Here is a 25,465-nt window from a genome sequence, read left to right on the forward strand (position 1 = left end):
GGGGTGACCAGGGTCGATCCCCGGCGGCACGTCCCCCGCACCGACACGCTGCTGGCCGAGCCACGGGTGGCGGACGCGGTGCAGCGGCTGGGCCGCGTCCGGGTGAAGGCCGCCGTCGTCGACGCGCAGAACCGGTCCCGGCGTGGCGAGCTGCCGACCGATCAGGTCGTCGACGCCGTGCTCGCCGCGCTGCCGGCCGCCGCCACCGACCTGCGCCCCGTGCTCAACGCCACCGGCGTGCTGCTGCACACGAACCTCGGCCGGGCCCCGCTGTCGGCGGCCGCTCGCGCCGCAGTGGAGCTCGCCGCGGGCACCTGCGACGTCGAGCTGGACCTGGCCACCGGCGGCCGCGGGCCGCGCGGCAGCGCCGCGATCGCCGCGCTGCTGGGCGCCGTCCCGGGCGCGGGTGCGGCCCACATCGTCAACAACGGGGCCGCCGCGCTCGCGCTGGTCGCCTCGACGCTGGCCTTCGGGCGCGAGATCGTGATCGCTCGCGGCGAGCTCGTCGAGATCGGCGACGGCTTCCGCATCCCCGACCTACTGACGTCCACCGGGGCGCGGCTGCGCGAGGTCGGCGCCACCAACCGCGTCAGCCGCGCCGACTACGCCGCCGCGATCGGCGCGGACACGGCGTTCGTGCTCAAGGTCCACCCGTCCAACTTCGTGGTCAGCGGGTTCACCCGCTCCTGCGAGCTCGACGAGCTGGCCGACCTCGGGGTGCCACTCGTCGTCGACATCGGCTCCGGGCTGCTCACCCCGCACCCGCTGCTACCGGCCGAACCGGACGCCGCCACCGCGCTCGCCACCGGCGCCACCCTCGTCACGGCGTCGGGCGACAAGCTGCTCGGCGGCCCGCAGGCCGGGCTGCTGCTCGGCGCGGCCGGGGCCGGGGCGGAGCTGGTCGGGCGGATCCGCCGGCACCCGCTGGCCAGGGCGATGCGCGTCGACAAGCTGACGCTCGCCGCGTTCGAGGCCACGTTGCTCGGCCCGCTGCCGCCGGTCCGGCTGGCGCTGGAGGTCACCACCGATCAGCTGCGGGCGCGGGCCGAGCGGCTGGTAGCCCGGTTGCGGGCCGCGGGCGTCGAGGCGACGGCCTGCGACACCGCGTCGACCGTCGGTGGCGGCGGGGCGCCGGGGGTGGTGCTGCCCAGCGCCGCCGTGGCGCTGCCCGAGCGGTACGCCGCCGCCCTGCGCGCGGGGGATCCGGCCGTGCTGGGCCGCACCGAACACGGCCGCTGCCTGCTCGACCTGCGCGCGCTGGCGCCGGAGTCCGATGCGGTGTTGGCGGCGGCGGTGCTGGCGGTCGCCGGACGTCAGGAGGGCGTCCTTCCTGACGCTCAACGTCAGCAGGGCGTCCCTCCTGCCATCCCGAGCGGCGGCCCGTGCACGTCCTAGCCACCGCGGGCCACGTCGACCACGGCAAGTCCACACTGGTGCGAGCACTGACGGGCATGGAGCCCGACCGCTTCGCCGAGGAGCGCCGCCGCGGCATGACGATCGACCTCGGCTTCGCGTGGACCACCCTGGAGTCCGGCGCCACGATCGCGTTCGTCGACGTCCCCGGCCACGAACGGTTCGTCACCACCATGCTCGCCGGGGTCGGCCCGGTCCCGGCGGTGCTGCTGGTCGTGGCCGCGGACGAGGGCTGGATGCCGCAGTCCGGCGAGCACCTCGACGCGCTCACGGCGCTCGGTGTCCGCCACGGCCTCCTGGTGATCTCGCGCAGCGACCTGATGGACCCCGAGCTCGCCCTCGACGACGCCCGCGAGCACCTCGCCGGCACGCCGCTGGCCGACGTGCCGGCCGTCGCGGTGTCGGCCGCGACCGGCGCCGGGATGGCACAGCTGCGCGCAGCGCTCGAGGCACTCGCCACGCAGCTGCCGGCCGGCTCCACCACCGCGGACGTGCGGCTGTGGGTGGACCGCGCGTTCACGATCCGGGGCGCAGGCACGGTGGTCACCGGCACGCTGGCACAGGGGCGGCTCCGCGTCGACGACGAGCTGGACCTCGCCACCGCCGACGGCACCCGCCGGGTCGCCGTGCGCGGCCTGCAGAGCCTCGGTGCCGCCGTCACGCAGGCCCGCGGGGTCAGCCGGGTCGCGGTCAACCTGCGCGGCGTCGCGCTGGAGGCCGTCTCCCGCGGCGACGTGCTGCTCACGCCGGGTGCCTGGCAGCCCACCGACACCGTCGACGTGCGGCTCCGGGCGGTCCGCGGCACCGCCCCCGACGTGGCGGACCTGCCCACCGAGCTGCAGCTGCACATCGGCGCCGCCGCCGTCGGCGTTCGCGTGCGCCCGCTGGGCACCGACACCGCCCGCCTGCAGCTGCGCAGGCCGCTCCCGCTGCGCATCGGGGACGCCGCCGTGCTCCGCGACCCGGGCCGCCGCCGGGTGTCGGCGGGCATCACCGTGCTCGACGTCGCCCCGCCACCGCTGCGCCGCCGGGGCGCGGCCGCGCGCCGGGCCACCGAGCTGGCCTCGATGACCGGGACCCCCGACGCGGCCGCGGAGCTGCGGCGGCGGCGCCTCGCCCGCCGCACCGACCTGACGGCGATGGGCGTTCCCGCGGCCGATCTGGACGCGCTGGCCCGCACCGGGACTCCCGGCGCCGCCGGCTGGCTGCTCGACCCCGCCCACGCGGTCGCCGTCGCCGGGGAGCTGGCTGCGGCCGTCGCGGCCCACGATGCGACCGATCCGCTGGACCCGGGCCTGCCGGTGCAGGCCGCCCGGCGCGCCGTCGGGCTGCCCGAGCCCCGCCTGGTCGACACCGTCCTGCGCCATGCCGGCCCCGCCGGCACCGGACTGGTGCTGCAGGGCGGCCGCGTGATGCGACCCGGCCCGGACGGCCCGCCCGCCACCCTGCAGGGCGCTCTGACAGCACTGCACGCCGACCTCGGTCGCGACCCCTTCGCCGCGCCCGAGTCGGCCCGCCTCGCCGAGCTCGGGCTGGGCCCGCGCCAGCTGGCCGCACTCGTCAAGGCGGGTGAGCTGCTGCGCCTCACCGAGGACGTCGTGCTGCTGCCCGGCGCCGACGAGCAGGCCGTCCAGGTGCTGGCCGGACTGGGCCCCGAGTTCACCCTGAGCGCGGCCAGGCAGGCCCTGCACACCAGCAGGCGCGTCGCGGTTCCGCTGCTGGAGCTGCTGGCCAGGACCGGACGCTCCGCTCGCACGCCCGACGGCGGACACCGCCTGCTGCCCTGAGCTGTTTCCTACCGGCGGTGCTCATTCTTGCCTGCGGGGGCTCCATTCTTGCCTGCGGGTGCCCCATTCTTGCCTGCGGTGGCACAGCGGGCCCGGGACCCTTACGGTGGCGTCGATGTCCGAGACCGCCAGGAACACCGCCACCACCTCAGCGTCGGCCCGCCGCGCTGAGGATCCCGACGACCAGATCTCACTCGGGGTGCACACCGCGTCGGAGGGCCGGATCGTGGTGGCGGTCGGCGGCGAGGTCGACATGCTCACCTCCCCGCAGCTCCGCACGGTCGTGCTCGAGCAGCTGGACACCGCGGGTGCCGAGCTCGTGGTCCTGTCGCTGGACGGCATCTCGTTCCTGGGCACCAGCGGGCTCGCGGTCCTCGTCGAGATGCGGGATGCGGCGATCGCGGCCGGCGTCACGCTGCGGCTGGCCTGCAACGCGCGGCGGGTGCTGCGGCCGCTGACGATCGCCGGACTGATCCCGATGTTCGACATCCACGACACCCTGGGCGACGCGCTGGCTCCCGCCTGAGCTCCTCGGAGTGATGCACGTCACACCGGAATGAGTGCTGCCTGCGTGTTTGGCGGCAGTCGCCCCGGGGGACCCGTCCGCAAGCGCCCAGTGGCCCTGGGCACGAGCGGACAAGAGGTGACATCCCATGAGCGACGTCTCGCGGCTCCCCGGCCCGATGGACTTCGAATGGCAGTGGCAGCGGCTCGGCTCCTGCCGGGGCATGGACAGCGGCGTCTTCTTCCACCCGGACGGCGAGCGCAACCCCTCGCGCGCCCGCCGCACCGAACAGGCCAAGCAGGTCTGCCGGCGTTGCCCGGTGCTCGAACAGTGCCGCGAGTTCGCCCTGCGCACCCGCGAGCCCTTCGGCGTCTGGGGTGGCATGGCAGAGGCCGAGCGCCGGATGATCCTCGAGCGCCAGGGCATCGCGATCGCGAGCTGACCCGACGAGTGCCGGGCCTCGACGAGCGTGAGCCCCCGACGATCGTCAGGCGGAGCTCTCGGCCACCACCGAGAGTTCCATGCACCGATAGCGCAACAGGGGGACGCCATAGACGCGCGCGATCCGTTGTGCCGCGGCGATGACGACCTCGCGGGCCGGATCCGGCGGGAACGCCGCCGGAGCGAGGCAGTAGACACCGGGCTCCGGATCGAACCCGACCAGTTCGCTCATCGCGGCCACGAGGTCGCTGCCCGCCGCGGGATCCAGCGGCGCGGGCAGGCCGAGCCGATGCAGGTGCAGCTGTGGCAGACCCAGCCGGGCTACCCCGTCGGCGACCTCGTCGATGTCATCGATGGCGTCGTCATCATCATCATCTTCGAGGTCGGCGTCCTCGCCGTCGTCGCCCTCGTCGTCAGCGAGGTCCTCGATGCGCACCGCGACGGTGGAGCCGAGCACGCCCACCGCACCGGGCGCAGCCGTGCTGCGATCGGCAGCGGCCACGAGCAGGTCGAACTCGTCGAAGCTCTCGGCCAACCGGGCCAGATCGGAGCTCGGGCGCAACAACTCCATGGCGCTCACGGCCACCGCTACGGCGCGCCTGCGCCGCACCCGCGCTGCCGGAATGCCGGCCGCAGAGGTGACTGCTGGCGCGGAGATGCACGTCTCCGGTGCCGCGACCATCTACACGTCCCCCTTGACGCCTCGCCCCAGAGGCGCTCGTTCCTGATCGAAGTCAACCCTTGCCCCCATACCGGCCGTCCCGTTCCGGCGGATGCGAACGACGAACGGCGCTCCCTGGTCCGTGAGTGGCCGATCTACCGGCCGGTAGCCAAGGTCCGCCCAGGGTCCATCGTGGACGACACCGCCGGTCGCACCCATCCGCCGTGAACAGCCACGATGTGTCCCCGACCGGTCCACCACACCTCGGACCCGAACCGATCGGCGCCGCCGACCGGCCCGTCACGGCCCGCGCGAACCGAAGTCGATCGCCCATCACCAGCGAATGCCATCGGGGCGGTAAAGTCCCCCAGCAGACGCAGCGCCACGCCCGGCCCCCGCTCCCCCCACTCCCGGAAGGAACTCCGTCGACGTGCCCGACCTGGACTTCCCCTCATCCACCGACACGTTCGACGGGGTGTCGACCGTGGAGGTCCGGACGTCGGCTAACGCCGCCCTGATCCCGACCATCAGGGCCGTCGCCTCCGATCTCGCCGCCCGAGCCGACTTCGACCTCGACGCGATCTCCGATCTGCGCATGGCCGTCGACGAGGCCTGCGCCACGCTGGTCGACGTCGCCGCCGCGCGCGCCACGTTGCGCTGCACGTTCCTGGTCCGCCCGGAACGCATCGAGGTGCACGTCGAGGTCCAGGCCGGACGCGCCGATGCCGCCGTCTCCACCGACACGTTCGGCTGGCGCGTGCTCCAGACACTGGCCGACGACGTGGAGACCCACAGCACCCCGAGTTCCGACGGCCACGGCCCCACGGTCGGCATCCGCCTCGACAAGCGCGCTGGCGAACCCACCCGGTGACGGGAGCCGACTCCGAGTACGGCCATCTCGTCCCGCTGCTGGAGCAGCACGCCGCACTCGATGCGAACGACCCACGCCGTGAGGCGTTGCGAGACGAGCTCGTCACCGGTTTCCTGCCTGTCGCGCAGCACATCGCGCGCCGGTTCAGCGGCCGCGGCGAGCCCATCGATGACCTGGTTCAGGTCGCCACGGTCGGGCTCATCAACGCCGTCGACCGGTTCTCCCCCGAGCGCGGCAGCGACTTCCTCTCCTTCGCGGTGCCCACCATCAGCGGCGAGGTGCGCCGGCACTTCCGCGACCTCGGCTGGTCGATGCGCGTACCGCGGCGGCTCAAGGACATGCACGTCTCGATCAACGGCGTCGTCCCCGACCTGGCACAGCGGCTGGGCCGGGCCCCGCGGCCCAGCGAGATCGCCGAGCAGCTCGGCGTCCCCGTAGCGGAGGTGCTGGAGGGGCTCGAGGCCTCCGAGGCCTACCGCAGCTCCTCCCTCGACGAGATGCTCTCGTCCGAGCAGGGCAGCGCCACCGTCGGCGAGCTCGTCGGGGAGGCCGACGCCGCGCTCGACCAGGTCGAGTTCCGCCAGGCCCTGCGCCCGCTGCTCGCCGAGCTCGACGAGCGCGAACGCACGATCGTGCTGCTGCGGTTCTTCGGCAACCTGACACAGACGCAGATCGCCGACCAGGTCGGCATCTCGCAGATGCACGTCTCCCGGCTGCTGGCCCGCACGCTCGACCGGCTCCGCACCCGGCTCGACCCGGAGACGCGCGACGCCTGACGGTCAGTCAGGATGGTTGTCGACGACCCCTGCCCGGGGCCGGACCTGGTGAAGAGGAGGCCTCCGTGGCAGGACAGCCGGAGCACGTTCTGGTGGTCGGAGCCGGCCTCGCCGGCCTGCGCACCACCGAACAACTGCGTTCGGCCGGGTACCAGGGCCGGATCAGCCTGGTCGGCGCGGAGATCCACGCTCCGTATGACCGGCCGCCGCTGTCCAAGCAGGTGCTCACCGGCGACTGGGAGCCCGAGCGCATCGTCCTCCGCTCCCTCGAGGCCCTCGACGAGCTCGGCGTGCGCACCTACCTGGGCCTGCGGGCCGTGGCACTGCGACCGGGCGAGATCGAGCTGTCCGACGGCGCCTCCCTGCACAGCGACGCCATCGTCCTCGCCACCGGCGTGGTCGCCCGCACCCTGCCCGGCCAGCCGGCCGCGGCCTGCACCCTGCGCACCCTCGACGACGCGCTCGCGCTGCGCACCACGCTCGAGAAGATCGGCTCGCTGCTCGTGATCGGCGGCGGGTTCATCGGCGCCGAGGTCGCGAGCGCCGCCGTCGCCCGCGGTGTCGCCGTCACCGTCCTCGAGGCGATGGACGTGCCGTCGGGCCGCGCGCTCGGACCGGTGCTGGGCGCGCTGGCCGCCCGCCTGATGACCGAGGGCGGCGTCGACCTGCACACCGGCGTTCGCCTCACCGGGTTCCTCGACGCGGGCGAGCGGGTGGCCGTCGCGCTCGAGGACGGGCGCACCTTCGAGGCCGACGCCTGCGTGGTCGGCATCGGCGGCACGCCGCACGTCGACTGGCTCGCCGACACCGGTATCGACCTCGGCAACGGCATCCCCTGCGACGCCAGCGGTCGCGTCCACGGCCTCGACGGCGTGTGGGCCGTCGGCGACGTCGCCTGCTGGGAGGACGCCGTGTACGGCGACCGCCACCGCCACGAGCACTGGACCAGCGCAGGCGACCAGGCCACGGTCGTGGCCCGGGACATCCTCGGTGCCGACCCGCCCCAGCCGACCGTGCCGTACTTCTGGTCCGACCAGTTCGGGCTCAAGATTCAGCTGATCGGGCGGTCGGACCTGGCCGACGACGTGACCGCGCTGCACGGCGAGGGCATGACCGGCGGCCCGCTGCGCGGCACCGTGGCAGGCTTCTTCGCAGGCGACCGGCTGATGGCGGTGGCCGGGTTCGGGGCCGCCCGGTTCGTGGCCCGCTACCGCCCGCTCGTCGCAGCAGGTGCCGAGCGCGCCACGGTCCTCGAGACCGCGGCGGCGCTCAGCAACCGGTAGCGCTTCGTCAGCGCAACTCTCAGCGCAGACCCTTAGCGGAACAGCTTGCGGAGCAGGGCGAACGCCACCAGCGCTCCCACGGCGATGAGGCCGTACTTGATCTTCGGATCGGCCAGCTTGGCCTGGACGGACTCCTTGCCAGAATCCACGAGCCGCTTCGGGTTGGCTCGATCGCTCAGCACGTCGAGGTTGGCGGCCAGTGCGTCCCTCGTCTTCTCGATCTCGCGCTGGATGGTCTCCGGGTCGCGCGCCACGACGCCTCCTGACGACTGGTGGATGTGCAGGCCAACACCGTAGATCACGTGGAAGGATCGCGGGCATGAGCACCCGCCTGACCGCCGGCGACCCGGCCCCCGACTTCACCCTCCCCGACGCCGACGGCAAGCCGGTGTCCCTCTCGGAGTACCGCGGCCGCCGCGTCGTCGTCTACTTCTACCCGGCCGCGAGCACCCCGGGCTGCACCAAGCAGGCCTGCGACTTCCGCGACAACCTCGCCGAGTTCGGCACGGCGGGCCTCGACGTCATCGGCATCTCCCCGGACAAGCCGACCAAGCTCGCGAAGTTCCGCGACGCCGAGGGACTGACGTTCCCGCTGCTGTCGGACCCGGAGAAGGAGGTCCTCGACGCCTGGGGCGTGTTCGGCGAGAAGAAGATGTACGGCAAGACGGTGGTCGGCGTGATCCGCTCCACGTTCGTCGTCGACGCCGACGGCAAGATCGAGGTGGCGCAGTACGGCGTGCGTGCCACCGGGCACGTGGCGAAGCTGCGCAAGGACCTCAAGATCTGAGCAGCTGCTCGCGACCACGGCTGCAACCGGCGCGAGGACTTCCGTATCCTCGGTCCTGGCTGTCAGCGCTCACGGAGGCGCGGTTGCAGCAAATGCAAGAACGCCGGCGTACTCCAACGGCAGAGAGGCTCGGTTTAGGTCCGAGACAGTGCGGGTTCGACTCCCGTCGCCGGCACCACCCCGATCGTCAGAGCACCGGCTCCGGTTCGGGCTCCGGCTCGACCGGTCGCCGGGCCGCCACCAGCGACCCGGCCACCCCGATCACGCCCCCGGCGACCGACGTGAGCAGCATCGCCAGCGGCGGCTGCCCGCCCGTCACGGCGTCACCCAGCACCACCACGGCCACGGTGCCGGGCAGCGTTCCGACCAGCGTGCCGATGAGGAAGTAGCGGAATCGCACTCCGGACAACCCGGACGCGTAGTTCATCACCGAGAACGGCACGGCCGGGATCATCCGCAACGAGATCATCGCCAGCAGGCCGCTGCGGTCGAGCCGGGCCCGCAGCCAGGCCACGCCGGAGCGGTGGGCATGGCGCTCCACGAACGGGCCGCCCGCCAGCCGCACCAGCCAGAACGCCGCGGCCGCCGCGATCATCGTGGAGACCATCGCGAGCACCAGGCCGGTGGCGGACCCGAAGAGCACGCCTGCCGCCACGGTGAAGGCGGTGCGCGGGACCGGCCCGATCGTGATCACGACGTGGAGCAGCACGAAGATCAGCGGGGCCCAGAACCCGGCATCGGCCACGAGCCTGCGCACGTCGTCGATGCCGCCGGAGAGCACGAGCGCCACACCGACGAGCGCCACGACCACGATCGCTCCGAACCCGGCCGCGACGCGACCCCACTGCACCTGCACCCCTGTGACGGTACCGGCTCGGCTAGCGTGCGGGTTCGTGACCAGCTCGCAGCCCGCTCGCCCGCTCGACCTCGATCCCGACGGCCTGGCCGTTCGCCGTGAGGTGCTCGGCACCGAGTACGTCGACGCCGCGATCGCCCGCGCCGACGCCACCACGGCCGAGTTCCAAGAGATGATCACCCAGTACGCCTGGGGGCACATCTGGACGCGCCCTGGCCTGGACCGGCGGATGCGCAGCGCGGTCACGCTCACCGCGCTCGTCGCGCACGGGCACCTCGAGGAGCTGGAGCTGCACGTGCGCGGCGCCCTGAACAACGGGCTGTCCCGCGAGGAGATCATCGAGGTGCTGATGCAGACGGCGATCTACTGCGGCGTGCCCGCCGCCAACTCCGCGTTCCGGGTGGCCCAGCGCGTGCTCGCCGAGCCGCGCTGACCTCAGGTGAGGGCGCGCAGCAGCGGGAGCAGTGCGCGCATGGCCCGGCCCCGGTGCGAGGCGGCGTCCTTCTCGTCGGGGCTGAGCTCGGCGGAGGTGCGCTCCTCTCCGGTGGGCACGAAGATCGGGTCGTAGCCGAACCCGTTGGCGCCGAGCGGGCCGCGCACGATGCGTCCCGGCCACTCGCCGTGCACCACGGTCTCGGTGGCCTGCCGGTTGCCCGTGCCGGGCACCACGAGCGCGGCGGCGCAGATGAACGCCGCTCCCCTGCGCTCGTCCGGCACGTCGCCGAGCTGGCCCAGCAGCAGCTCCAGGTTGGCCACGTCGTCGCCGTGGCGGCCGCACCAGCGTGCCGAGAGCACCCCGGGCATGCCGTTGAGGGCCTCGACGGTGAGCCCGGAGTCATCGGCCACGGACGGCAGCCCGGTGGCCTCGGCGGCGTCGCGGGCCTTCACGAGGGCGTTCTCGGCGAACGTGGCGCCGACCTCGGGGGCCTCGGGGAACTCGGGGACGTCGGCCAGGCCGATGACCTCGAGGCCCGGCACGTCCGACGCCGCGAGCAGGCGCTGCAGCTCCACGAGCTTGCCGGCGTTGCGGGTGGCCAGTAGCACCTGGCTCACGGGAGCTCGCCCGGGTAGGGCTGGGCCAGCACCTCGGCCTGCAGGCGGGTGAGCTCGCCGATGCCGGCGAGCGCCATGTCGAGCATGGTGTCGAGCGTGCTGCGGGTGAACGTGGCGCCCTCCCCGGTGCCCTGGACCTCGATGAGGGTGCCGGTGTTGGTGGCGACGACGTTGGTGTCGACCTCGGCGCGGGAGTCCTCCTCGTAGGGCAGGTCGAGGCGCACCCGCCCGTCGACGACGCCGACGCTGATGGCTGCCACCTGGCACGACAGCGGCTTCGGGTCGGCGAGGCGACCGTGGGCGCCGAGGTAGGTGATGGCGTCGGCGAGCGCGACGTAGGCGCCGGTGATGGCGGCCGTGCGGGTGCCGCCGTCGGCCTGCAGGACGTCGCAGTCGAGCGCGATGGTGTTCTCGCCGAGCGCCTTGAGGTCGATGCAGGCGCGCAGCGAGCGCCCGACCAGCCTGCTGATCTCGTGGGTGCGCCCGCCGACGCGGCCCTTGACGGACTCGCGGTCGTTGCGGGTGTTGGTGGCCGAGGGGAGCATCGCGTACTCGGCGGTGAGCCAGCCCAGCCCGGAGCCCTTGCGCCAGCGCGGCACGCCCTCGGTGACGCTGGCGGCGCACAGCACCTTCGTGTCGCCGAACTCGACGAGCACCGACCCTGCCGGGTGCTTCTGGAATCCCCGGGTGATCTTCACCGGGCGGAGCTCGTCGTCGGTCCTGCCGTCTGCGCGTGTCACGGCGGCAAGCTTAGGTCGGGCGCCTGAGAGCCCGGTGAACGCCCGTCAGACGTCGTAGGTGCCGCCGGGCGCGACGAGCTCGATGGGCCCGTCGAAGGCCGCCTTGGCCTCGGAGAGCAGCACCTCGCCGTCGAACCAGGACGGCACGTGGGTGAGCAGCAGCCTGCCGACCCCGGCCGCGGCGGCGGCCTCGCCTGCCTGGCGCCCGGAGAGGTGGACGCCGGGCGGCGGCTCGGTCCAGAACTCGCCGGTGTGGGGCCAGGTGGCCTCGCAGAGGAACACGTCGGCCCCGCGGGCGGCGTCGACGAGCCCCTGGCAGGGTCCGGTGTCGCCGCTGTAGACCAGCGACTTCCCCGCGTGCTCGATGCGCAGGGCGTAGGCCTCGCAGGGATGGTCGACGAGGCTCGCGCCCAGCGTGGTGCCCGCCACCTCGGCGGAGCCGCCCTCGGTGAGCGGGTGGAACGTGAAGACGTCCGACAGGTCGGTCTCGGCGAGCTCGGCCGACGACGCGGCGTAGGCCCGCCCGAATCGCTCCGGCGCCTCGCCTGGCGCGTGGACGGCCAGCGGTACCGCCCGGGGATCGACCGGTGCGTAGGGGTGGTAGCGGCGGTGGACCACCAGCGAGGAGAAGTCGGCGCAGTGGTCGGGGTGCAGGTGGGAGAACAGGACCGCGTCGAGCGACCACGGATCGAGGTGGCGCTGCATCGCGCCGAACGTGCCGTTGCCCATGTCCATCGCGAGCCGCGCCGGGCCCGCCTCGACCAGGTACCCCGACGCCGGGGCGTCGGGCCCCGGTCCACTGCCTGAGCACCCGAGCACGATCAGCCTCATGGGAGGCACGCTAACGCGCGCGGGTGCGCCTCAGCCACCAGAGGCCGACCAGCGGTAACACCAGCGGGATGAAGCCGTAACCGCGGCCGTAGATCGACCACACGGTGTCGGCGGGGAAGTCGCCCTTGTCGAACACGGTGATGGTGCCGATGACGAGCACGCCGACGAGTTCGAACCCGACGGCGGTCCAGGCCAGCCTGCGGTAGCCGGGTCCGTGGCCGGCCAGGCCGATCGTCGCGAGGATGTAGACGAGCCCGGCCAGCGCGGAGAGCAGGTAGGCGACCGGGGCCTCGTGGAACTTGCCGGCGATCTGGACGCCGGCCCGGGCCGTGGCCGAGAGCGCGAAGATGCCGTAGACGGCGATCAGCACCCGGCCGGGGCCCGACGAGGTGGCGCGGGGGGCCTCAGGCACCGGAGCCGCCGATCGGGACCCAGAGGTCCTGGAGTCTCCAGACAGCCACCCCGGTGGCGATCGCCGCGACCGCGATGACCAGGCCGCCCCAGCGGGTGGGCTCGGTGGAGGCGAACTGCAGCGCGATCGGCAGCACGCACACCGACACCACGAGGTAGATCAGGAAGGTGGACGTCTCGGCCAGCTCGACCCCGGTGAACACGCGCACGGCGGCGATCACGGCCTGGACGACGAGCAGCGCGACGACCGCGCCGACGGCGAAGCGCGCGATCCGGTCCGGCGGCCGGTTCAGGATGGTGGTGACCATCCCGAACACGGCCAGCGCACCGGTCGCGACGTACCCGACGATCACCAGCGCGTCGATCACATGCCGGACGGTACCGGAGCCATCTCGGCGAGTTCCGCCGCCTCGGCCCGAGCGTTCTGCCGGCCCAGCAGCACGAACAGCCCCACGCCGATCGCTCCGAGCACCGCGCCGACGAGCGGCAGCGCCAGCACGCCCAGCGTCGCGATGACGACGCCGCCGACGACGCCGGACAGCCCGGCGCCGAGGTAGATCGCCGACGCGTTGAGCGAGAGCAGCAGGCCACCGCTGGTGGCCGAGAAGCCCAGCAGCAGGTTCTGGATGGGCGGGTTGACCGACCAGGTGAACATGCTCCAGAAGAAGAGCACGACCGCGGCGCTGCCGATCGTCGTCATGGTGACCGGCATCGTCACGGCGAGGACGGTGAAGCCGACCATGCCGGTGAGCAGCGTGCGCCTGCTGCCCCAGCGGTCGGTGGCCCGGCCGCCGATCGCGTTGCCGAGCAGCGCACCCAGCCCGTAGACCAGCAGCAGGGCGCTGACGACCGGGCCTGCGACGGCCGCCGAGGCCGCCAGCAGCGGCACGACGTAGGTGTAGACGCTCATCGCGCCGAGCACGCCGAACACCGTGACCCCGAGCATCGTGAGCACGCGGCGGTCGGCAGCCACGGCGAGCCGGTCCCGCAGGCCGATGTGCGCGGGTGCGGCCACCGCGGGCAGGAACGACCGGACGGCGATCGCGGCGAGCACCGACGCCGCGGCGATGAGCCCGAAGACGCCGTGGAAGCCGATGACGGGTCCGAGGATGCTGCCGGCCGGGACACCGAGGACGAGCGCGAACGTGAGCCCGCCGAACACCATCGCGACGGCGCGGCCGCGGTGCTCGGGAGCGTGGAACTGCGTGGCCACGACCGTGGCGGCCGGGGTGTAGACGGCCGCCCCGAGCGCACTGACGACGCGGCTGGCGACCAGGACGGGGAAGTTGGTGGACACGGCGGCGAGCGCGTTGCCGACCGCGGCGAGCAGCAGGGCGGCGACGAGCAGCGTCCGCCGGTCCCACCGTCCCGTCAGCGTGGCCAGCAGCGGGGCACCGACCGCGTAGGAGAGCGCGAAGACGGTGCTGAGCTGGCCCGCCGTGGTCACGGAGACGCCGAGCTCGGCACTGACCGCCGGCAGGACGCCCGTGACGACGTAGGCGCTCGTGCCGACGGCGAAGGCGCCGGCAGCGAGCAGGAGAGTCCGTGCGGACACCAGGTCCTCCGAAAGAGTGGACGTTAGTACGATGAAGACCGTACTACGAGACTCGTCGAACTACCACCGATGTCGTACTATGTTGATTGTGACGACAACCGAACCGGCACTGCTGCCCCAACCGACGCGTGCCGAGATCCGCGTCGAGAACGTGCTGCAGGCCCTCGGCGACCCCGTTCGCCTGGTGCTCGTCCGCGCGTTGGCCGCGGCTCCCGAGGGCATCGCGTGCGGCGAGGTGCCGTTGCCGGTGACGAAGTCCACACGCACTCACCACGTTCGCACGCTGCGCGAGGCCGGTGTGATCTCGGTGCACGCCGAGGGCACGCGGCGGATCAGCACGCTGCGCCGCGACGACCTGGACTCGCTGTATCCGGGACTGCTGGACGGAGTCTTGGCGGCCGAGCGGTAGCGGGTTTCGCACCTGCCGGTCAGGTGCGGTTGGGTTGCGTGCCCGGCTTTCGTGCCTGCCGGTCGGGTGTGTCGGCTGGGTGGCCTGCCCTGGCTTTCGTGCCGCCTCGCCGGCGGGCAGGTCTCCAGGAGGTTGGGGGTGCGCGCACGGGCTCTCTCGCCCGGCAGGGCTCCCGAGAAACCAGGTCAAGCGTGCCCGCAGCTACGGCCAGAGCAGGTCAGCGCGCGAGTTGCGACGGATGTGCCCGCGAGTTGCGACAGATCGGCCCGCGAGTTGCGACGGATGCGCCCGCGAGTCGGGACCGACGGTCACGTGAGTGGACCGGCCGGGGTTGGCGCACTGCGGGCCCGAAAGTCCCCCGCGAGGAGGAACCGGAGATCACCGACCGATCCGGCGCGATGCTGGACGTCCCGATCCTCGAACCACCACGGAAACACGAACCCGAGCCAGCGCCGGCCGTGGTCGCCCTCGACGACCTCGCACCGTTCTAGGTAGATGTCCGGGACTACACCGGCAGCGTGGCCATCGGCAACGCGGCCACGGCGCCGATCTCCGGGCCGAGGAAGCGACGCGCCAGCTTGCGGAACTGGTCGGGGTCGCCGGTGGCCAGGAACTCGTGCGGCCCGTGGGGCGGGTCCTCGGCGTCGCGGGCGAGCTCGGTGTCCATCAGCACGCGCACGAGGTCCTTCGCGGTCTCGTCGGCGCTCGACACCAGCGTGACGTCGGGCCCCAGCGCGATCTGCAGGACGCCCGCGAGCAGCGGGTAGTGGGTGCAGCCGAGCACGAGCGTGTCGACCGACGCCCGCTGCAGCGGCTCCAGGTAGCTCTGCGCGAGCCCGAGTATCTGGCGGCCGCTGGTCATGCCGCGCTCCACGAAGTCGACGAACCGCGGGCAGGCCACGGCGGTGACCTCGATGTCGCGGGCGGCGGCGAACGAGTCCTGGTAGGCACCCGAGCCGATGGTGGCGACCGTGCCGATGACGCCGATCCGGCCGGTGCGGGTGGCCGCGACGGCCCGGCGCACCGCGGGCCGCACGACCTCCACCACCGGCACCGGGTAGCGCTCGCGGATGTCGGGCAGACACGCCGCGGATGCCGTGTTGCAGGCGACGACGAGCGCCTTGACCCCGCGCTCCATCAGCGCGTCGCCGACGGCCAGCGCGTGCATGCGGATGTCGGCGATGCGCAGCGGGCCGTAGGGGCCGTTGGCGGTGTCCCCGACGTAGACGACGCGCTCGGCGGGCAGCTGGTCGATCACGGCGCGAGCGACGGTGAGGCCGCCGACCCCGGAGTCGAAGATGCCGATCGGAGCGTCGAGGTTCACGGCTCCCGACTGTAGCCGCGCCCGCGAGCCGGCCACCCGCACCCGTCCGTGGCGACTTCTCGCCACCGGCTTCCGACGGCTCGTCCCGGTGATGCAGGGTGGACGGGCGGGCCGTTGGGGGGACGGGCCGCGCCCTGCCGTCGTTTCCCCTCGGGGGATCTCGTGCGCATCACACCGCTGCTGGTGACTGCATCGACCATCGCCGTGCTCGCCGCCCTGACGGCCTGCACGGCGCCCGCCGCGCCGGCGCCCGCCGACCCCGGACCACTGGGTGCGGTCGTCGACACCGCGCAGCGCCGCCTCGCCACCGCCGACACCGTGGCCGCTGCCAAGTGGGGCACGCGAGGTGCGATCGAGGACCCCGCGCGCGAGAAGACGGTGCTCGACGCGGCTGCCGCCGGATCCGCACCACGCGGCCTCGACCCCGCGGTGGCGGCGTCGGTGTTCCGCGACCAGATCGAGGCGAACAAGGTGGTGCAGTACGGCCTCTTCGAGAGCTGGACGGCCCAGCCGCAGCAGGCCCCTGCCACGGCGCCGGACCTGGCCACGGTGCGTCCGGTGCTCGACGCGGTGACCGGCCAGCTGCTCGACGCGCTGGTCGCGACCCGCGACGCGCGGTCCGGCGCCGGGTGCGCCGCCCAGCTCGGCGCGGCGCGCGCGAGCGAGGTGGACCGCCTGCACCTCGACCCGCTGCACCAGGAGGCGCTCGACCGGGCCCTGCGCTCGGTGTGCGGCGCCCGTTAGAGGCCGGGTAGGGGCACCGGGCGCTTCGAGCGGTCGGCCCGCGCCACCAGTGCCGCGGCCAGCAGCCCGGCGAGGGCCCCGAACAGGTGGGCCTGCCAGGAGATGTTGGGCTGGCCGGGCAGGATGCCGAGCAGCACGCTGCCCCAGACCAGTAAGAGCACGACCGCGACCCCGATCTGGGCGAGGCTGCGGGCGAAGAAGCCGCGCACCAGCAGGAACACGAGCCAGCCGAAGATCACTCCGGACGCGCCGATGGTGGAGGTGCGGTCCGGCCCGATGAGCCACACACCCAGCCCGCTGACCAGCCAGATCAGCGCCGTGACGCCGACGAACTGGCGGATCCCGCCCGCCATCGCCAGGAACCCGAACACGAGGAACGGGATGGTGTTGGACAGCAGGTGATCCCAGCCGCCGTGCAGGAGGGGCGCCCAGAGGATGCCCCACAGCCCGGACAGGTTCCGCGAGATGATGCCGTCGTTCTCGAGTCCCAGCGAGGTGACGCGATCGACGATCTCGATCACGTACAGGAGCGCGGTGAAGGCGAGCATCGTGAGCGCGGCGGGCACCGGGTGGGCCGGCAGCACGCGGGCTATCGACCGGCGCGGGGCCGGCGCAGGGGCGACCATGCCGTCGAGGCTACGCGGAAACACCCCGCGAGCGGCTGAAGAATTCCTGACGGCTCACCGGCGCCGCGCCCGGCGGCGCGGTGAGCGTCAGGCCCAGAGGTGCCCGTCGATGCCTTCGGCGGCCTCGTCGAGGGTGCCGCTGTAAGCACCGGTGGACAGGTACTTCCAACCACCGTCGGCCACGATCAGCACGATGTCGGCGGGCTCCTTGGACCCCGCCGCCTTCTCCGCGACGGCCAGCGCGGCATGCAGGATGCCGCCGGTGGAGATGCCGGCGAAGATGCCCTCCTGGGCCACCAGCTCCCGGGTGCGGCGCAGCGCATCGTGGGAGCCGACGGAGTAGCGCGACGTGAGCACCTCCGGGTCGTAGAGCTCCGGGACGAACCCCTCGTCGAGGTTGCGCAGCCCGTACACCAGCTCGCCGTAGCGCGGCTCGGCCGCGACGATCTGGATCTCGGGCTTGCGCTCGCGCAGGAAGCGCCCGGTGCCCACCAGCGTGCCGGTGGTGCCCAGGCCCGCGACGAAGTGCGTGACGCTGGGCAGATCGCGCAGGATCTCCGGGCCGGTGGTGCGGTAGTGCGCGTCGGCGTTGGCCGGGTTGCCGTACTGGTAGAGCATCACCCAGTCGGGGTGCTCCGCAGCCAGGCCCTTGGCCATCGCCACGGCCTGGTTCGAGCCACCCGCAGCCGGCGAGGAGATGATCCGGGCGCCGTACATCTCGAGCAGCTGCCGACGCTCGATCGACGTGTTCTCGGGCATCACGCAGATCAGCGAGTAGCCCTTGAGCTTGCAGGCCATCGCCAGCGAGATGCCGGTGTTGCCCGAAGTCGGTTCCAGCACGGTGGCCCCGGGTGCGAGCAGGCCGTCGGCCTCCGCCTTCTCGATCATGGCAAGGGCCGGACGGTCCTTGATCGAGCCGGTGGGGTTGCGGTCCTCGAGCTTCGCGAACAGCCGCACGTGCGGCGCGGGCGAGAAGCTGGGCAACCCCACCAGTGGCGTGTCACCGACCGCCTGCAGCAGCGAGTGGTACAGCGCCACGACGGATCAGCCGCCGGCGACGGCGGGGAGGATCGTGAACGACGAGTTCTCCCCCACCGGAGCCTGCAGGCCACCCGAGAAGCGCACGTCCTCGTCGTCGACGTAGATGTTGACGAAGCGGTGCAGCGCGCCGTTGGTGATGAGGCGGGCGGCGATGCCGCCGTGGTTGGCCTCGAGGTCGTCGATCACCTCGGCGACCGTGCCGCCCTTGGCCTCGACGGACTTCTCGCCGCCGGTGTGCGTGCGCAGGATGGTGGGGATGGAAACGGTGACAGCCACGAGAAGAGCTCCTGGATCGATGGGTGGTACGGGGTCGGGACGGAGACGTCAGCTGTTGTCGGGAACGTCGTCCGCGCCGGTGTGCGCGAACATGTAACTCTCGACGACGTCGACGTCTTCCTCGGTGACCACGCCATCCACGATCCGGAACGAGCGGAACTCGTCGTTCCCCTCCTCGCGGGTGGAGACAAGCACGTAGTGCGCTTCCGGTTCGGAGGCGTAGGAGATGTCCGTGCGCGACGGGTAGGCCTCGGTGGCGGTGTGCGAGTGGTAGACCACCACCGGCACCTCGTCACGGGAATCCATGTCGCGGTAGAGCCGCAGCAGGTCGCCCGAGTCGAACTCGTAGAACGTGGGCGAGCGGGCGGCGTTCAGCATCGGGATGAACCGTTCCGGGCGATCCGATCCCTCGGGCCCGGCTATGACTCCGCACGCCTCGTCGGGATGGTCCCGCCGGGCGTGGGCGACGATCTCGGCAACGAGATCGGCTCGGATCACCAGCACGGGCTCCAGGGTACGGGCCCGCCGGCGGCCGCTGCACCTGCCACGGGTGTGACGCACACGAAATTGTCCGGTCAATATCGATTCAGTCGCGCTACTGCCCCATCGGACTCGGTCGCACCATCGCCGTCTCGCCGGCCGCGACGAACCCGAAGCGCCGGTAGAGCGCGTGGGCGTCGTTCGTGAACAGCGTCCACCGCACCCGCGGGGTGCGGTCGTCGTCGACCACCGCCGCCGTGACGGCCGTGCCGAGCCCGGCGCCCCGGGCACCGGGAAGCACGAACACGTCGGCGAGGTAACCGAACGAGACCCCGTCGGAGACGGCGCGCGCGAACGCCACCATCTCGCCGGTGTCGCGCCGGTAGGCCCCGACGACACGCCATGAGCGGTCCAGCTGCGTCTCGAGATCGGCCCTGGTGCGCCAGCGCGCCCAGTACGCCTCGGTGGAGAGGAACGTCCAGGCCACGTCCCGGTCGATGCGGGCCGGGTCGTCGTCGACCTCGTACTCGCCGACGACGGTGCGCCGGCTCGCGGAACCGGCCCGCAGCTCCTGCAGCACGCGCATCGCGTCGGCGGCGCGGTCGTGCGGCACGAACAGGTGGTCGTGGTGGAAGCCGGAGATCGGGTTGACGCTGATCCCGTGCGCGGCGAGCGCGGTGGTGATGCGCGCCAGCATGCCGACCGCGGCCAGCGCCGAGTGCACCCGCAGCGTGATCCACGCGCACGGATACGCAGCGGCGATGCCGAGGCGCTTCGCGTCGTCGGCACGCAGGACCAGCGTGCGCCCCTCGTCCTCCTCGATCGCAGCGACCGGCGTGACGTCCAGGACCGTGTCGCGCTCGACCGTGGCGAAGACGTGCACACCCTCGTGCAGCTGCGGATCGAGCCCGGCGATCAGCTCCTGCAGATCCGTGCTGCCCGTCACCTGACCTGCATGCGGCTCTGCACCAGCGCGTCCTGCACGAACGTGAGCCACTGGTAGACACCGATGTGGGCGGCGCGGGGGTCGTCGGGCGGCAGGTCGTCGGGCATGTCCTCGCTGACGTCGAGCGCCGTGCCCAGCGCCAGCCGGACGTCGTTGAGCGCGGCGAGCCAGGTGTCGGCCGAATCCGGGGTGAGCTCGATGCGGCCGCCCTCCTCGGGCAGCGTGCTGAGCACGTGGGCCGCCGCCGCCTGCTTCGCGACGATCAGTTCGGGCTCGTGCAGCGACCGCAGGCCCGCGGCGAGATCGGCGTCCTCGGTGGTGAAGTCGGGCAGCAGGCGGGCGAGCACGCGGTCGTCGGGCCGCGTGGACGGGCCGGTGCGGATGCCCGTGAGCACGGCCAGCTCGTCGGCCGGGTTGTCGTCGGTGCGCGAGTCCAGCAGCTGCCGGACCTCCATCAGCAGCCCGCGCAGCACCGCGGTCTCCTGTGCCTCCATCGTGGCGACGAGCCGCAGGTTGCGGCCCCGCCCGGACTTCTTCCAGCCGTTCACGGGTGGGTGCTCACGCCTTCTGCATCGTGGCCCAGAGGCCGGCGGCGTGCAGCTTGGCCACATCGCCCTCGATCTTGTCGCGGTCGCCTGCCGACACCGCCGCCTTGCCCTTGTGATGGACGTCGAGCATCAGCGCGTTGGCCTTCGACTCCGGATAGCCGAAGAGCTTCTGCAGCACGTAGGTGACGTACGACATCAGGTTGACGGGGTCGTTCCACACGATCGCCTGCCATGGCGACTCCGACGCCGACTCCTCGGCGACGACGGGATCCACCTGGCGCGTGGGTGTGGGTAGCGGCGCGGCCATGTGCTCCATGGTGACACCTTCCCCGCAGGTCCCGCACGGCACATAGGGTTCTGGTATGACTGGGAGTCCGTCCTCGACGGGTGTCAGCACCGCGCTGCTGACCGACCGTTACGAGCTGACGATGCTGACCGCGGCGCTGGCCGACGGCACCGCCCACCGCCACTGCGTGTTCGAGCTGTTCGCACGCAGGCTGCCCGACGGCAGGCGCTACGGCGTCGTGGCCGGCACCGGACGGCTGTTGGAGTCGATCCAGCGCTTCCGCTTCGGCCCGGAGGAGCTCGCCGCGCTCGAGGGCATCGTCGATCGCAGCACGCTGGACTGGCTCGCCGACTACCGCTTCTCCGGCGACGTCGACGGCTACCCGGAGGGCGAGCTGTACTTCCCCGGGTCACCCGTCCTCACCGTCAGCGGCACGTTCGCCGACGCCGTGGTGCTCGAGACGCTGGCGCTGTCGATCCTCAACCACGACAGCGCGGTCGCCTCAGCCGCAGCGCGGATGGTCTCGGCCGCCGCCGGGCGCCCGATCATCGAGATGGGGTCGCGGCGCACCCACGAGGCCGCCGCGGTCGCGTCGGCGCGGGCCGCCTACCTGGCCGGCTTCGCGGCCACGTCCAACCTGGAGTCGGAGCGTCGCCACGGCATCCCGACGGCAGGCACGGCCGCGCACGCCTGGGTGCTGCTGCACGACGACGAGCTCTCGGCGTTCACCAGCCAGGTCAAGGCGCTGGGCGCCGACACCACGCTGCTCGTGGACACCTACGACATCCACCGCGGCGTCGAGCTGGCCATCGAGGCGGCCGGCCCGACGCTGGGCGCCATCCGCATCGACTCCGGTGACCTGGGCGTGCTCGCCCGCCAGGCCCGCGAGCAGCTCGACGCGCTCGGTGCCACCGGCACGAAGATCGTGCTGTCCGGCGATCTCGACGAGTACGCGATCGCCTCACTGCGATCCGAGCCCGTCGACTCCTACGGGGTCGGCACGTCGGTCGTCACGGGGTCCGGGGCGCCGACCGCCGGCATGGTCTACAAGCTCGTCGAGGTCGACGGCAGGCCCGTCGCCAAGCGCAGCCAGTCCAAGGAGTCGCGCGGCGGGCGCAAGTCGGCGCTGCGACGCTTCAAGCCCACCGGCACGGCCGTCGAGGAGGTCGTGTTCCTCGCGGCCACCCCGCCCGCTGCCGGACCGCACGACCGGGTGCTGCCCGTGCCGATGATCCGCGGTGGCGAGCTGGTGCCCGACCGTCCGGCGCTCGAGCAGTCGCGCGAGCGGCTGCGCGCGGCGCTGGTGTCGGTGCCGTGGGAGGGTCTCAAGCTCTCGCGCGGCGAACCGGCCATCCCCACGGTCTTCGAGGGCCTCAGGTGACGCGCGCGCTCATCGTCGTCGACGTCCAGAACGACTTCTGCGAAGGCGGCTCGCTCGCGGTGGCAGGCGGGGCGGCGGTCGCGGCCGCGGTCTCGCTGCACGCCCGCGCTGGCCGCTACGACCACGTCGTCGCCACCCGCGATCACCACATCGACCCGGGCGCGCACTTCTCCGCCACACCCGACTACGTCGACACCTGGCCGCCGCACTGCCGCAAGGGCACGCCGGGGGCGTCGTTCCACCCCGAACTGGACGTCGCGCCCGTCGAGGCGGTGTTCGACAAGGGCGCCTACTCGGCGGCCTACTCGGGGTTCGAGGGCGCCGAACCGGGCGGCAGCGGGCTGCGCGAGTGGCTGCAGGCCCACGACGTCGATGCGGTTGACGTGGTGGGCGTCGCCACCGACCACTGCGTCCGCGCCACGGCGCTCGACGCGGCGGCAGCCGGTTTCACCACCACCGTGCTGCTGGACCTGTGTGCCGGGGTCGCGCCGGAGAGTACCGAGCGCGCCGTCGCGGAGATGCGGGCGGCGGGGGTCACGATCGCCTGACGGCCCCGTGCCGGCCCGTTGCCGCGCCGGGCCGGTCACGGGTGCGGGCAGGCCCCCGTCAGCGGCGCCACGGGCGGCGCGCTGCGCTCGGTCTCCAGCGGCCCGCAGCCGGTGTGGACGAACGCCCCGTCGAGCTCGACGTAGGTCTCCCAGTACTGCGGCGCCCCCGCGTAGGCCGGGTCGAACGTGCTCATCCGCACGGTCGCATCGCCGCGGCCGTTGCCGTCGAGGTCGGTCACGTACGCGTCGGGCGCGTCGCCACCCACGTGGTCGGTGATCTCGATCCCCCGGTCACCGGTGAGCAGCATCGTGCGCACCTTGGAGCTGTGCGCCCCCACCTCGTAGGAGACCGAGCAGCGCTGGGCATCGCCCGCGTAGCCGCACGCGGCGTCCATGACGGCGGCCGGCTCCGGAGAGGCCAGCACGTCGTGGACCTCGCCCCCGATCAGGTAGACGAGCACGCTCGGCCCCGGTCCCCCGTCCGGCGGCGTGTTGAGCCCGACGAACCGCACGTCGTCGGGCAGTTGCCGGTCGAACGCGACGCTGCAGCCGCGCTCACAGCCGGGAACATCGGTGGGCGGTGGCACCGGTGCCACGGCCACGGGCGGCGCCGGTGACGGTGCCGCGTTCGCAGGCGCCGTGACGGCCAGCATCACGAGCGCCGCGGTCCCCACCGCGGCCACCGCTGTGCTGATGACGTTCCTGATACCCATCAGAAACCCTCCCCCAGGGTTCAGCATCCGGTCAGGGTGATAGACGTACGAAACCGGCGAAAGGTTGCCCCGGACGTGCAATGAACCGTTCCGCCACACGACGTCGGGGTCGACCGGTAACCTGCTGCGGTGGCCCCTGGACGCAGCGCGAAGAACCTCCCCGGGGTTGCCGAACTCCTCACCGCCGCCGTCGAATCGGTCGGTGGGGAGCGCCGCGACGGGCAGGACGCGATGGCGCAGGCCGTCCGCAAGGCCATCAGCAGCGGCGAGCACGTGGCGGTGCAGGCCGGCACCGGCACCGGCAAGTCGCTGGCCTACCTGGTGCCCTCGATCCACCACGCGGTGGCCAAGGGCACCACGGTCGTGATCTCCACGGCCACCATCGCCCTGCAGCGCCAGCTCGTCGACCGCGACCTGCCCCGGCTGGCGAAGGCGCTCAAGCCGCTGCTGGGTCGCGCCCCCACGTTCGCCATCCTCAAGGGCAGGCGCAACTACCTGTGCCTCAACAAGCTGCACGGGGGCGGCGACGACGTCGACCCGGCCGACGAGCTGTTCGACCCGTTCGCCATCTCGGCGATGGGGCGCGCGGTCAAGCGGCTGCACGAGTGGGCCGACACCACCGAGAAGGGCGATCGCGACGAGCTGGTGCCCGGCGTCACCGACGCCACGTGGCGCCAGGTCTCGGTCACCGCGCGCGAGTGCCTCGGCGCTGCCAAGTGCCCGGTGGGTGAGGAGTGCTTCGCGGAGAAGGCGAAGGCCGAGGCCGGCAAGGCCGACATCGTCGTCACCAACCACGCCCTGCTCGCCATCGATGCGCTCGAGGGGCGCCCGGTGCTGCCCGAGCACGACGTCGTGGTCGTCGACGAGGCCCACGAGCTGGTCGATCGCGTCACCGGCGTGGCCACCGGCGAGCTGACGTCCGGCATCGTCGTGAGCACGTCGCGGCGGCTGGGCAAGCTCATCGACCAGGCCGCGGCCGATCGGCTCGCCGAGGCCGGTGAGGGCCTCGCGATGGTGCTGGAGGATCTGCCGCCCGGCCGGTGGGATTCCCTTCCGCAGCCCGCGTCGGGCGCGCTGTCGGCCGTGCTCAGCGCCGCGTCGGCCTGCCGCACCGCGCTGGGCGGGGAGCGCAAGGACGATCCCGACGGCGCCGTCGGCCGCAAGGTCGCGCAGGCCTCCCTCGACGAGGTCGTCGACATCGCCACACGCCTGCTGGGCGTGTTCGAGGAGTCCGATCCCGCCAAGCGCCACGACGTCGTCTGGCTCGCCGAGCAGGGCCCCGACCACTCCCGCTACAAAGTGCTGCACGCCGCGCCGCTGTGGGTCGGCGGGCTGCTGCGCGAGCGCCTGTTCGGCCGCTCCACGGTCGTGCTCACCTCAGCCACGCTGGCGCTGGGCGGCAACTTCGACGCGCTGGCCCGGCAGTGGGGCCTGCCGCCGGAGAAGGTCGCCGAGAGCCAGACCGACCCGGTGCCGGATCCGGACGCCCCGAAGTGGTCCGGCATGGACGTCGGCTCGCCGTTCGCGCACGCCCGCAGCGGCATCCTCTACATCAACAAGCGGCTGCCACCGCCTGGCCGCGACGGGCTCCCGCCCGCCTACCTCGACGAGATCGCCGGGCTGGTCGAGGCCGCCGGCGGGCGCACGCTGGGCCTGTTCTCGTCGATGCGCGCGGCCAAGCAGGCCACCGAGGCGCTGCGCGGCAGGCTCGACACGCCGCTGCTGTGCCAGGGCGACGACTCCACGATGCAGCTGGTCAAGAAGTTCGCCGAGGACGAGGCCACGTCGCTGTTCGGCACGCTGTCGCTGTGGCAGGGCGTCGACGTACCCGGGCCGTCACTGTCGTGCGTGATCATCGACCGCATCCCGTTCCCGCGCCCGGACGACCCGCTCGTCGCGGCCCGGCAGCGCGCCACCGACTCCCGCGGCGGCAACGGGTTCCTGTCGGTCTCCGCCACCCACGCCGCCCTGCTGCTCGCACAGGGTGCCGGCAGGCTGCTGCGCGGCATGGACGACCGCGGCGTGGTCGCCATCCTCGACCCGCGGCTGGCCACGGCCCGCTACGGCGGCTTCCTGCGGGCGTCGCTGCCGCCGTTCTGGACCACCGACGACCGCGAGAAGGTGCACGCCGCCCTGCGGCGGCTGCGCGCGGCGCCGGTGGACGCGTAGCGCT

At 72.9% G+C, this 25,465-nt stretch carries 32 protein-coding genes and 1 tRNA gene; 15 read left to right on the forward strand and 18 right to left on the reverse strand.

Annotated features, from left to right (window positions below):
* The first annotated feature begins 3 nt into the window (after positions 1-3).
* From selA to ACFPFQ_RS21640, 4 genes are all read left to right on the forward strand, one after another.
* Positions 4-1,395, forward strand: coding sequence for an L-seryl-tRNA(Sec) selenium transferase (gene selA / locus ACFPFQ_RS21625; protein ID WP_379621569.1), 1,392 nt, complete (start codon positions 4-6; stop codon positions 1,393-1,395).
* On the forward strand, positions 1,383-3,200 hold the full coding sequence (gene selB / locus ACFPFQ_RS21630; protein ID WP_379621571.1) for a selenocysteine-specific translation elongation factor: 1,818 nt from the start codon (positions 1,383-1,385) through the stop codon (positions 3,198-3,200). The genes selA and selB overlap by 13 nt, the downstream gene beginning before the upstream one ends.
* 115 nt (positions 3,201-3,315) lie before the next feature.
* Entirely contained in the window at positions 3,316-3,726 is a 411-nt protein-coding gene (locus tag ACFPFQ_RS21635; protein WP_379621573.1) for an anti-sigma factor antagonist, read from the forward strand.
* A gap of 127 nt (positions 3,727-3,853) precedes the next feature.
* Positions 3,854-4,147: a WhiB family transcriptional regulator gene (locus ACFPFQ_RS21640; protein ID WP_379621575.1), complete on the forward strand. Its 294-nt coding sequence runs from the start codon at positions 3,854-3,856 to the stop codon at positions 4,145-4,147.
* Between the two features lie 45 nt (positions 4,148-4,192).
* Here the strand turns inward: ACFPFQ_RS21640 and ACFPFQ_RS21645 are convergent, their stop codons facing one another.
* Positions 4,193-4,828: a hypothetical protein gene (locus ACFPFQ_RS21645; RefSeq protein WP_379621577.1), complete on the reverse strand. Its 636-nt coding sequence runs from the start codon at positions 4,826-4,828 to the stop codon at positions 4,193-4,195.
* Positions 4,829-5,237: 409 nt separating this feature from the next.
* Here ACFPFQ_RS21645 and ACFPFQ_RS21650 point away from each other — a divergent pair, with 409 nt between their 5' ends.
* The 3 genes from ACFPFQ_RS21650 (at position 5,238) to ACFPFQ_RS21660 (ending at position 7,737) form a co-directional block, all read left to right on the forward strand.
* Positions 5,238-5,678, forward strand: coding sequence for an ATP-binding protein (locus tag ACFPFQ_RS21650; RefSeq protein ID WP_379621579.1), 441 nt, complete (start codon positions 5,238-5,240; stop codon positions 5,676-5,678).
* Positions 5,675-6,454: a SigB/SigF/SigG family RNA polymerase sigma factor gene (locus ACFPFQ_RS21655; protein WP_379621581.1), complete on the forward strand. Its 780-nt coding sequence runs from the start codon at positions 5,675-5,677 to the stop codon at positions 6,452-6,454. Before ACFPFQ_RS21650 ends, ACFPFQ_RS21655 begins: the two co-directional genes overlap by 4 nt.
* Before the next feature lie 65 nt (positions 6,455-6,519).
* Positions 6,520-7,737 carry an NAD(P)/FAD-dependent oxidoreductase gene (locus ACFPFQ_RS21660; RefSeq protein ID WP_379621583.1) on the forward strand — a complete coding sequence of 406 codons (1,218 nt, stop codon included), beginning with the start codon at positions 6,520-6,522 and terminating at the stop codon, positions 7,735-7,737.
* Positions 7,738-7,769: 32 nt separating this feature from the next.
* On the opposite strand, the gene ACFPFQ_RS21665 is transcribed toward ACFPFQ_RS21660, so the two are convergent.
* Positions 7,770-7,991: a DUF3618 domain-containing protein gene (locus ACFPFQ_RS21665; RefSeq protein WP_379621798.1), complete on the reverse strand. Its 222-nt coding sequence runs from the start codon at positions 7,989-7,991 to the stop codon at positions 7,770-7,772.
* A gap of 65 nt (positions 7,992-8,056) precedes the next feature.
* Here ACFPFQ_RS21665 and bcp point away from each other — a divergent pair, with 65 nt between their 5' ends.
* Together bcp and ACFPFQ_RS21675 are read left to right on the forward strand one after the other, a co-directional pair.
* Positions 8,057-8,524 (forward strand): thioredoxin-dependent thiol peroxidase, encoded by a 468-nt coding sequence (bcp, locus tag ACFPFQ_RS21670; protein WP_379621585.1) that lies wholly within the window; start codon positions 8,057-8,059, stop codon positions 8,522-8,524.
* A gap of 102 nt (positions 8,525-8,626) precedes the next feature.
* Positions 8,627-8,702: transfer RNA gene (locus tag ACFPFQ_RS21675), tRNA-Leu, on the forward strand.
* Positions 8,703-8,711: 9 nt separating this feature from the next.
* On the opposite strand, the gene ACFPFQ_RS21680 is transcribed toward ACFPFQ_RS21675, so the two are convergent.
* Positions 8,712-9,380, reverse strand: a complete 669-nt coding sequence (locus ACFPFQ_RS21680) for a TVP38/TMEM64 family protein (RefSeq protein ID WP_379621587.1) — start codon at positions 9,378-9,380, stop codon at positions 8,712-8,714.
* A gap of 37 nt (positions 9,381-9,417) precedes the next feature.
* Here ACFPFQ_RS21680 and ACFPFQ_RS21685 point away from each other — a divergent pair, with 37 nt between their 5' ends.
* Positions 9,418-9,813 (forward strand): carboxymuconolactone decarboxylase family protein, encoded by a 396-nt coding sequence (locus ACFPFQ_RS21685; RefSeq protein ID WP_379621589.1) that lies wholly within the window; start codon positions 9,418-9,420, stop codon positions 9,811-9,813.
* Positions 9,814-9,815: 2 nt separating this feature from the next.
* Here the strand turns inward: ACFPFQ_RS21685 and rdgB are convergent, their stop codons facing one another.
* Genes rdgB through ACFPFQ_RS21715 form a run of 6 tightly spaced genes read right to left on the reverse strand, consistent with a single transcriptional unit; the run spans position 9,816 to position 13,970 of the window.
* Positions 9,816-10,433 carry an RdgB/HAM1 family non-canonical purine NTP pyrophosphatase gene (gene rdgB, locus ACFPFQ_RS21690; protein WP_379621591.1) on the reverse strand — a complete coding sequence of 206 codons (618 nt, stop codon included), beginning with the start codon at positions 10,431-10,433 and terminating at the stop codon, positions 9,816-9,818.
* A complete protein-coding gene (gene rph, locus ACFPFQ_RS21695; protein ID WP_379621593.1) occupies positions 10,430-11,173 on the reverse strand; it encodes a ribonuclease PH in 744 nt (247 codons plus the stop codon). Before rph ends, rdgB begins: the two co-directional genes overlap by 4 nt.
* A 45-nt stretch (positions 11,174-11,218) precedes the next feature.
* A complete protein-coding gene (locus tag ACFPFQ_RS21700) occupies positions 11,219-12,004 on the reverse strand; it encodes an MBL fold metallo-hydrolase (protein WP_379621595.1) in 786 nt (261 codons plus the stop codon).
* A gap of 10 nt (positions 12,005-12,014) precedes the next feature.
* On the reverse strand, positions 12,015-12,416 hold the full coding sequence (locus tag ACFPFQ_RS21705; protein WP_379621597.1) for a hypothetical protein: 402 nt from the start codon (positions 12,414-12,416) through the stop codon (positions 12,015-12,017).
* The gene (locus ACFPFQ_RS21710; protein ID WP_379621599.1) at positions 12,409-12,783 is read right to left on the reverse strand and encodes a hypothetical protein; all 375 of its coding nucleotides are present in this window, start codon (positions 12,781-12,783) and stop codon (positions 12,409-12,411) included. Before ACFPFQ_RS21710 ends, ACFPFQ_RS21705 begins: the two co-directional genes overlap by 8 nt.
* Positions 12,780-13,970 (reverse strand): MFS transporter, encoded by a 1,191-nt coding sequence (locus ACFPFQ_RS21715; RefSeq protein ID WP_379621601.1) that lies wholly within the window; start codon positions 13,968-13,970, stop codon positions 12,780-12,782. The genes ACFPFQ_RS21710 and ACFPFQ_RS21715 overlap by 4 nt, the downstream gene beginning before the upstream one ends.
* 79 nt (positions 13,971-14,049) lie before the next feature.
* On the opposite strand from ACFPFQ_RS21715, the gene ACFPFQ_RS21720 reads away from it, so the two are divergent.
* Entirely contained in the window at positions 14,050-14,379 is a 330-nt protein-coding gene (locus tag ACFPFQ_RS21720; protein WP_379621603.1) for an ArsR/SmtB family transcription factor, read from the forward strand.
* A 505-nt stretch (positions 14,380-14,884) separates the two neighbouring features.
* On the opposite strand, the gene murI is transcribed toward ACFPFQ_RS21720, so the two are convergent.
* On the reverse strand, positions 14,885-15,703 hold the full coding sequence (gene murI, locus ACFPFQ_RS21725) for a glutamate racemase (protein WP_379621605.1): 819 nt from the start codon (positions 15,701-15,703) through the stop codon (positions 14,885-14,887).
* Positions 15,704-15,886: 183 nt separating this feature from the next.
* On the opposite strand from murI, the gene ACFPFQ_RS21730 reads away from it, so the two are divergent.
* Positions 15,887-16,447 (forward strand): chorismate mutase, encoded by a 561-nt coding sequence (locus ACFPFQ_RS21730; protein WP_379621607.1) that lies wholly within the window; start codon positions 15,887-15,889, stop codon positions 16,445-16,447.
* Here the strand turns inward: ACFPFQ_RS21730 and ACFPFQ_RS21735 are convergent.
* The 7 genes from ACFPFQ_RS21735 to clpS form a co-directional block, all read right to left on the reverse strand.
* Positions 16,444-17,073 carry a rhomboid family intramembrane serine protease gene (locus ACFPFQ_RS21735; protein WP_379621609.1) on the reverse strand — a complete coding sequence of 210 codons (630 nt, stop codon included), beginning with the start codon at positions 17,071-17,073 and terminating at the stop codon, positions 16,444-16,446. The genes ACFPFQ_RS21730 and ACFPFQ_RS21735 overlap by 4 nt on opposite strands.
* A gap of 87 nt (positions 17,074-17,160) precedes the next feature.
* The gene (locus ACFPFQ_RS21740) at positions 17,161-18,111 is read right to left on the reverse strand and encodes a PLP-dependent cysteine synthase family protein (protein ID WP_379621612.1); all 951 of its coding nucleotides are present in this window, start codon (positions 18,109-18,111) and stop codon (positions 17,161-17,163) included.
* Positions 18,112-18,117: 6 nt separating this feature from the next.
* Complete coding sequence (locus ACFPFQ_RS21745) at positions 18,118-18,390, reverse strand: MoaD/ThiS family protein (protein ID WP_379621614.1); 273 nt, start codon at positions 18,388-18,390, stop codon at positions 18,118-18,120.
* Between the two features lie 48 nt (positions 18,391-18,438).
* Positions 18,439-18,894, reverse strand: a complete 456-nt coding sequence (locus ACFPFQ_RS21750) for a Mov34/MPN/PAD-1 family protein (RefSeq protein ID WP_379621615.1) — start codon at positions 18,892-18,894, stop codon at positions 18,439-18,441.
* Between the two features lie 91 nt (positions 18,895-18,985).
* Positions 18,986-19,816: an ACT domain-containing protein gene (locus ACFPFQ_RS21755; protein WP_379621617.1), complete on the reverse strand. Its 831-nt coding sequence runs from the start codon at positions 19,814-19,816 to the stop codon at positions 18,986-18,988.
* Complete coding sequence (locus ACFPFQ_RS21760) at positions 19,813-20,364, reverse strand: DUF2017 domain-containing protein (RefSeq protein ID WP_379621619.1); 552 nt, start codon at positions 20,362-20,364, stop codon at positions 19,813-19,815. The genes ACFPFQ_RS21755 and ACFPFQ_RS21760 overlap by 4 nt, the downstream gene beginning before the upstream one ends.
* 10 nt (positions 20,365-20,374) lie before the next feature.
* Positions 20,375-20,671 carry an ATP-dependent Clp protease adapter ClpS gene (clpS, locus tag ACFPFQ_RS21765; RefSeq protein WP_379621800.1) on the reverse strand — a complete coding sequence of 99 codons (297 nt, stop codon included), beginning with the start codon at positions 20,669-20,671 and terminating at the stop codon, positions 20,375-20,377.
* A gap of 55 nt (positions 20,672-20,726) precedes the next feature.
* On the opposite strand from clpS, the gene ACFPFQ_RS21770 reads away from it, so the two are divergent.
* Together ACFPFQ_RS21770 and ACFPFQ_RS21775 are read left to right on the forward strand one after the other, a co-directional pair.
* The gene (locus ACFPFQ_RS21770; RefSeq protein ID WP_379621621.1) at positions 20,727-22,031 is read left to right on the forward strand and encodes a nicotinate phosphoribosyltransferase; all 1,305 of its coding nucleotides are present in this window, start codon (positions 20,727-20,729) and stop codon (positions 22,029-22,031) included.
* Positions 22,028-22,579, forward strand: a complete 552-nt coding sequence (locus ACFPFQ_RS21775; protein ID WP_379621623.1) for an isochorismatase family protein — start codon at positions 22,028-22,030, stop codon at positions 22,577-22,579. Before ACFPFQ_RS21770 ends, ACFPFQ_RS21775 begins: the two co-directional genes overlap by 4 nt.
* Before the next feature lie 35 nt (positions 22,580-22,614).
* Here ACFPFQ_RS21775 and ACFPFQ_RS21780 read toward each other — a convergent pair whose 3' ends face one another.
* On the reverse strand, positions 22,615-23,292 hold the full coding sequence (locus ACFPFQ_RS21780) for a hypothetical protein (protein ID WP_379621625.1): 678 nt from the start codon (positions 23,290-23,292) through the stop codon (positions 22,615-22,617).
* Between the two features lie 231 nt (positions 23,293-23,523).
* Between ACFPFQ_RS21780 and ACFPFQ_RS21785 the strand changes: the two genes are divergently transcribed.
* Complete coding sequence (locus ACFPFQ_RS21785) at positions 23,524-25,461, forward strand: ATP-dependent DNA helicase (RefSeq protein WP_379621802.1); 1,938 nt, start codon at positions 23,524-23,526, stop codon at positions 25,459-25,461.
* The last annotated feature ends 4 nt before the right edge of the window (positions 25,462-25,465 follow it).

Source organism: Pseudonocardia sp. GCM10023141, assembly GCF_042653605.1.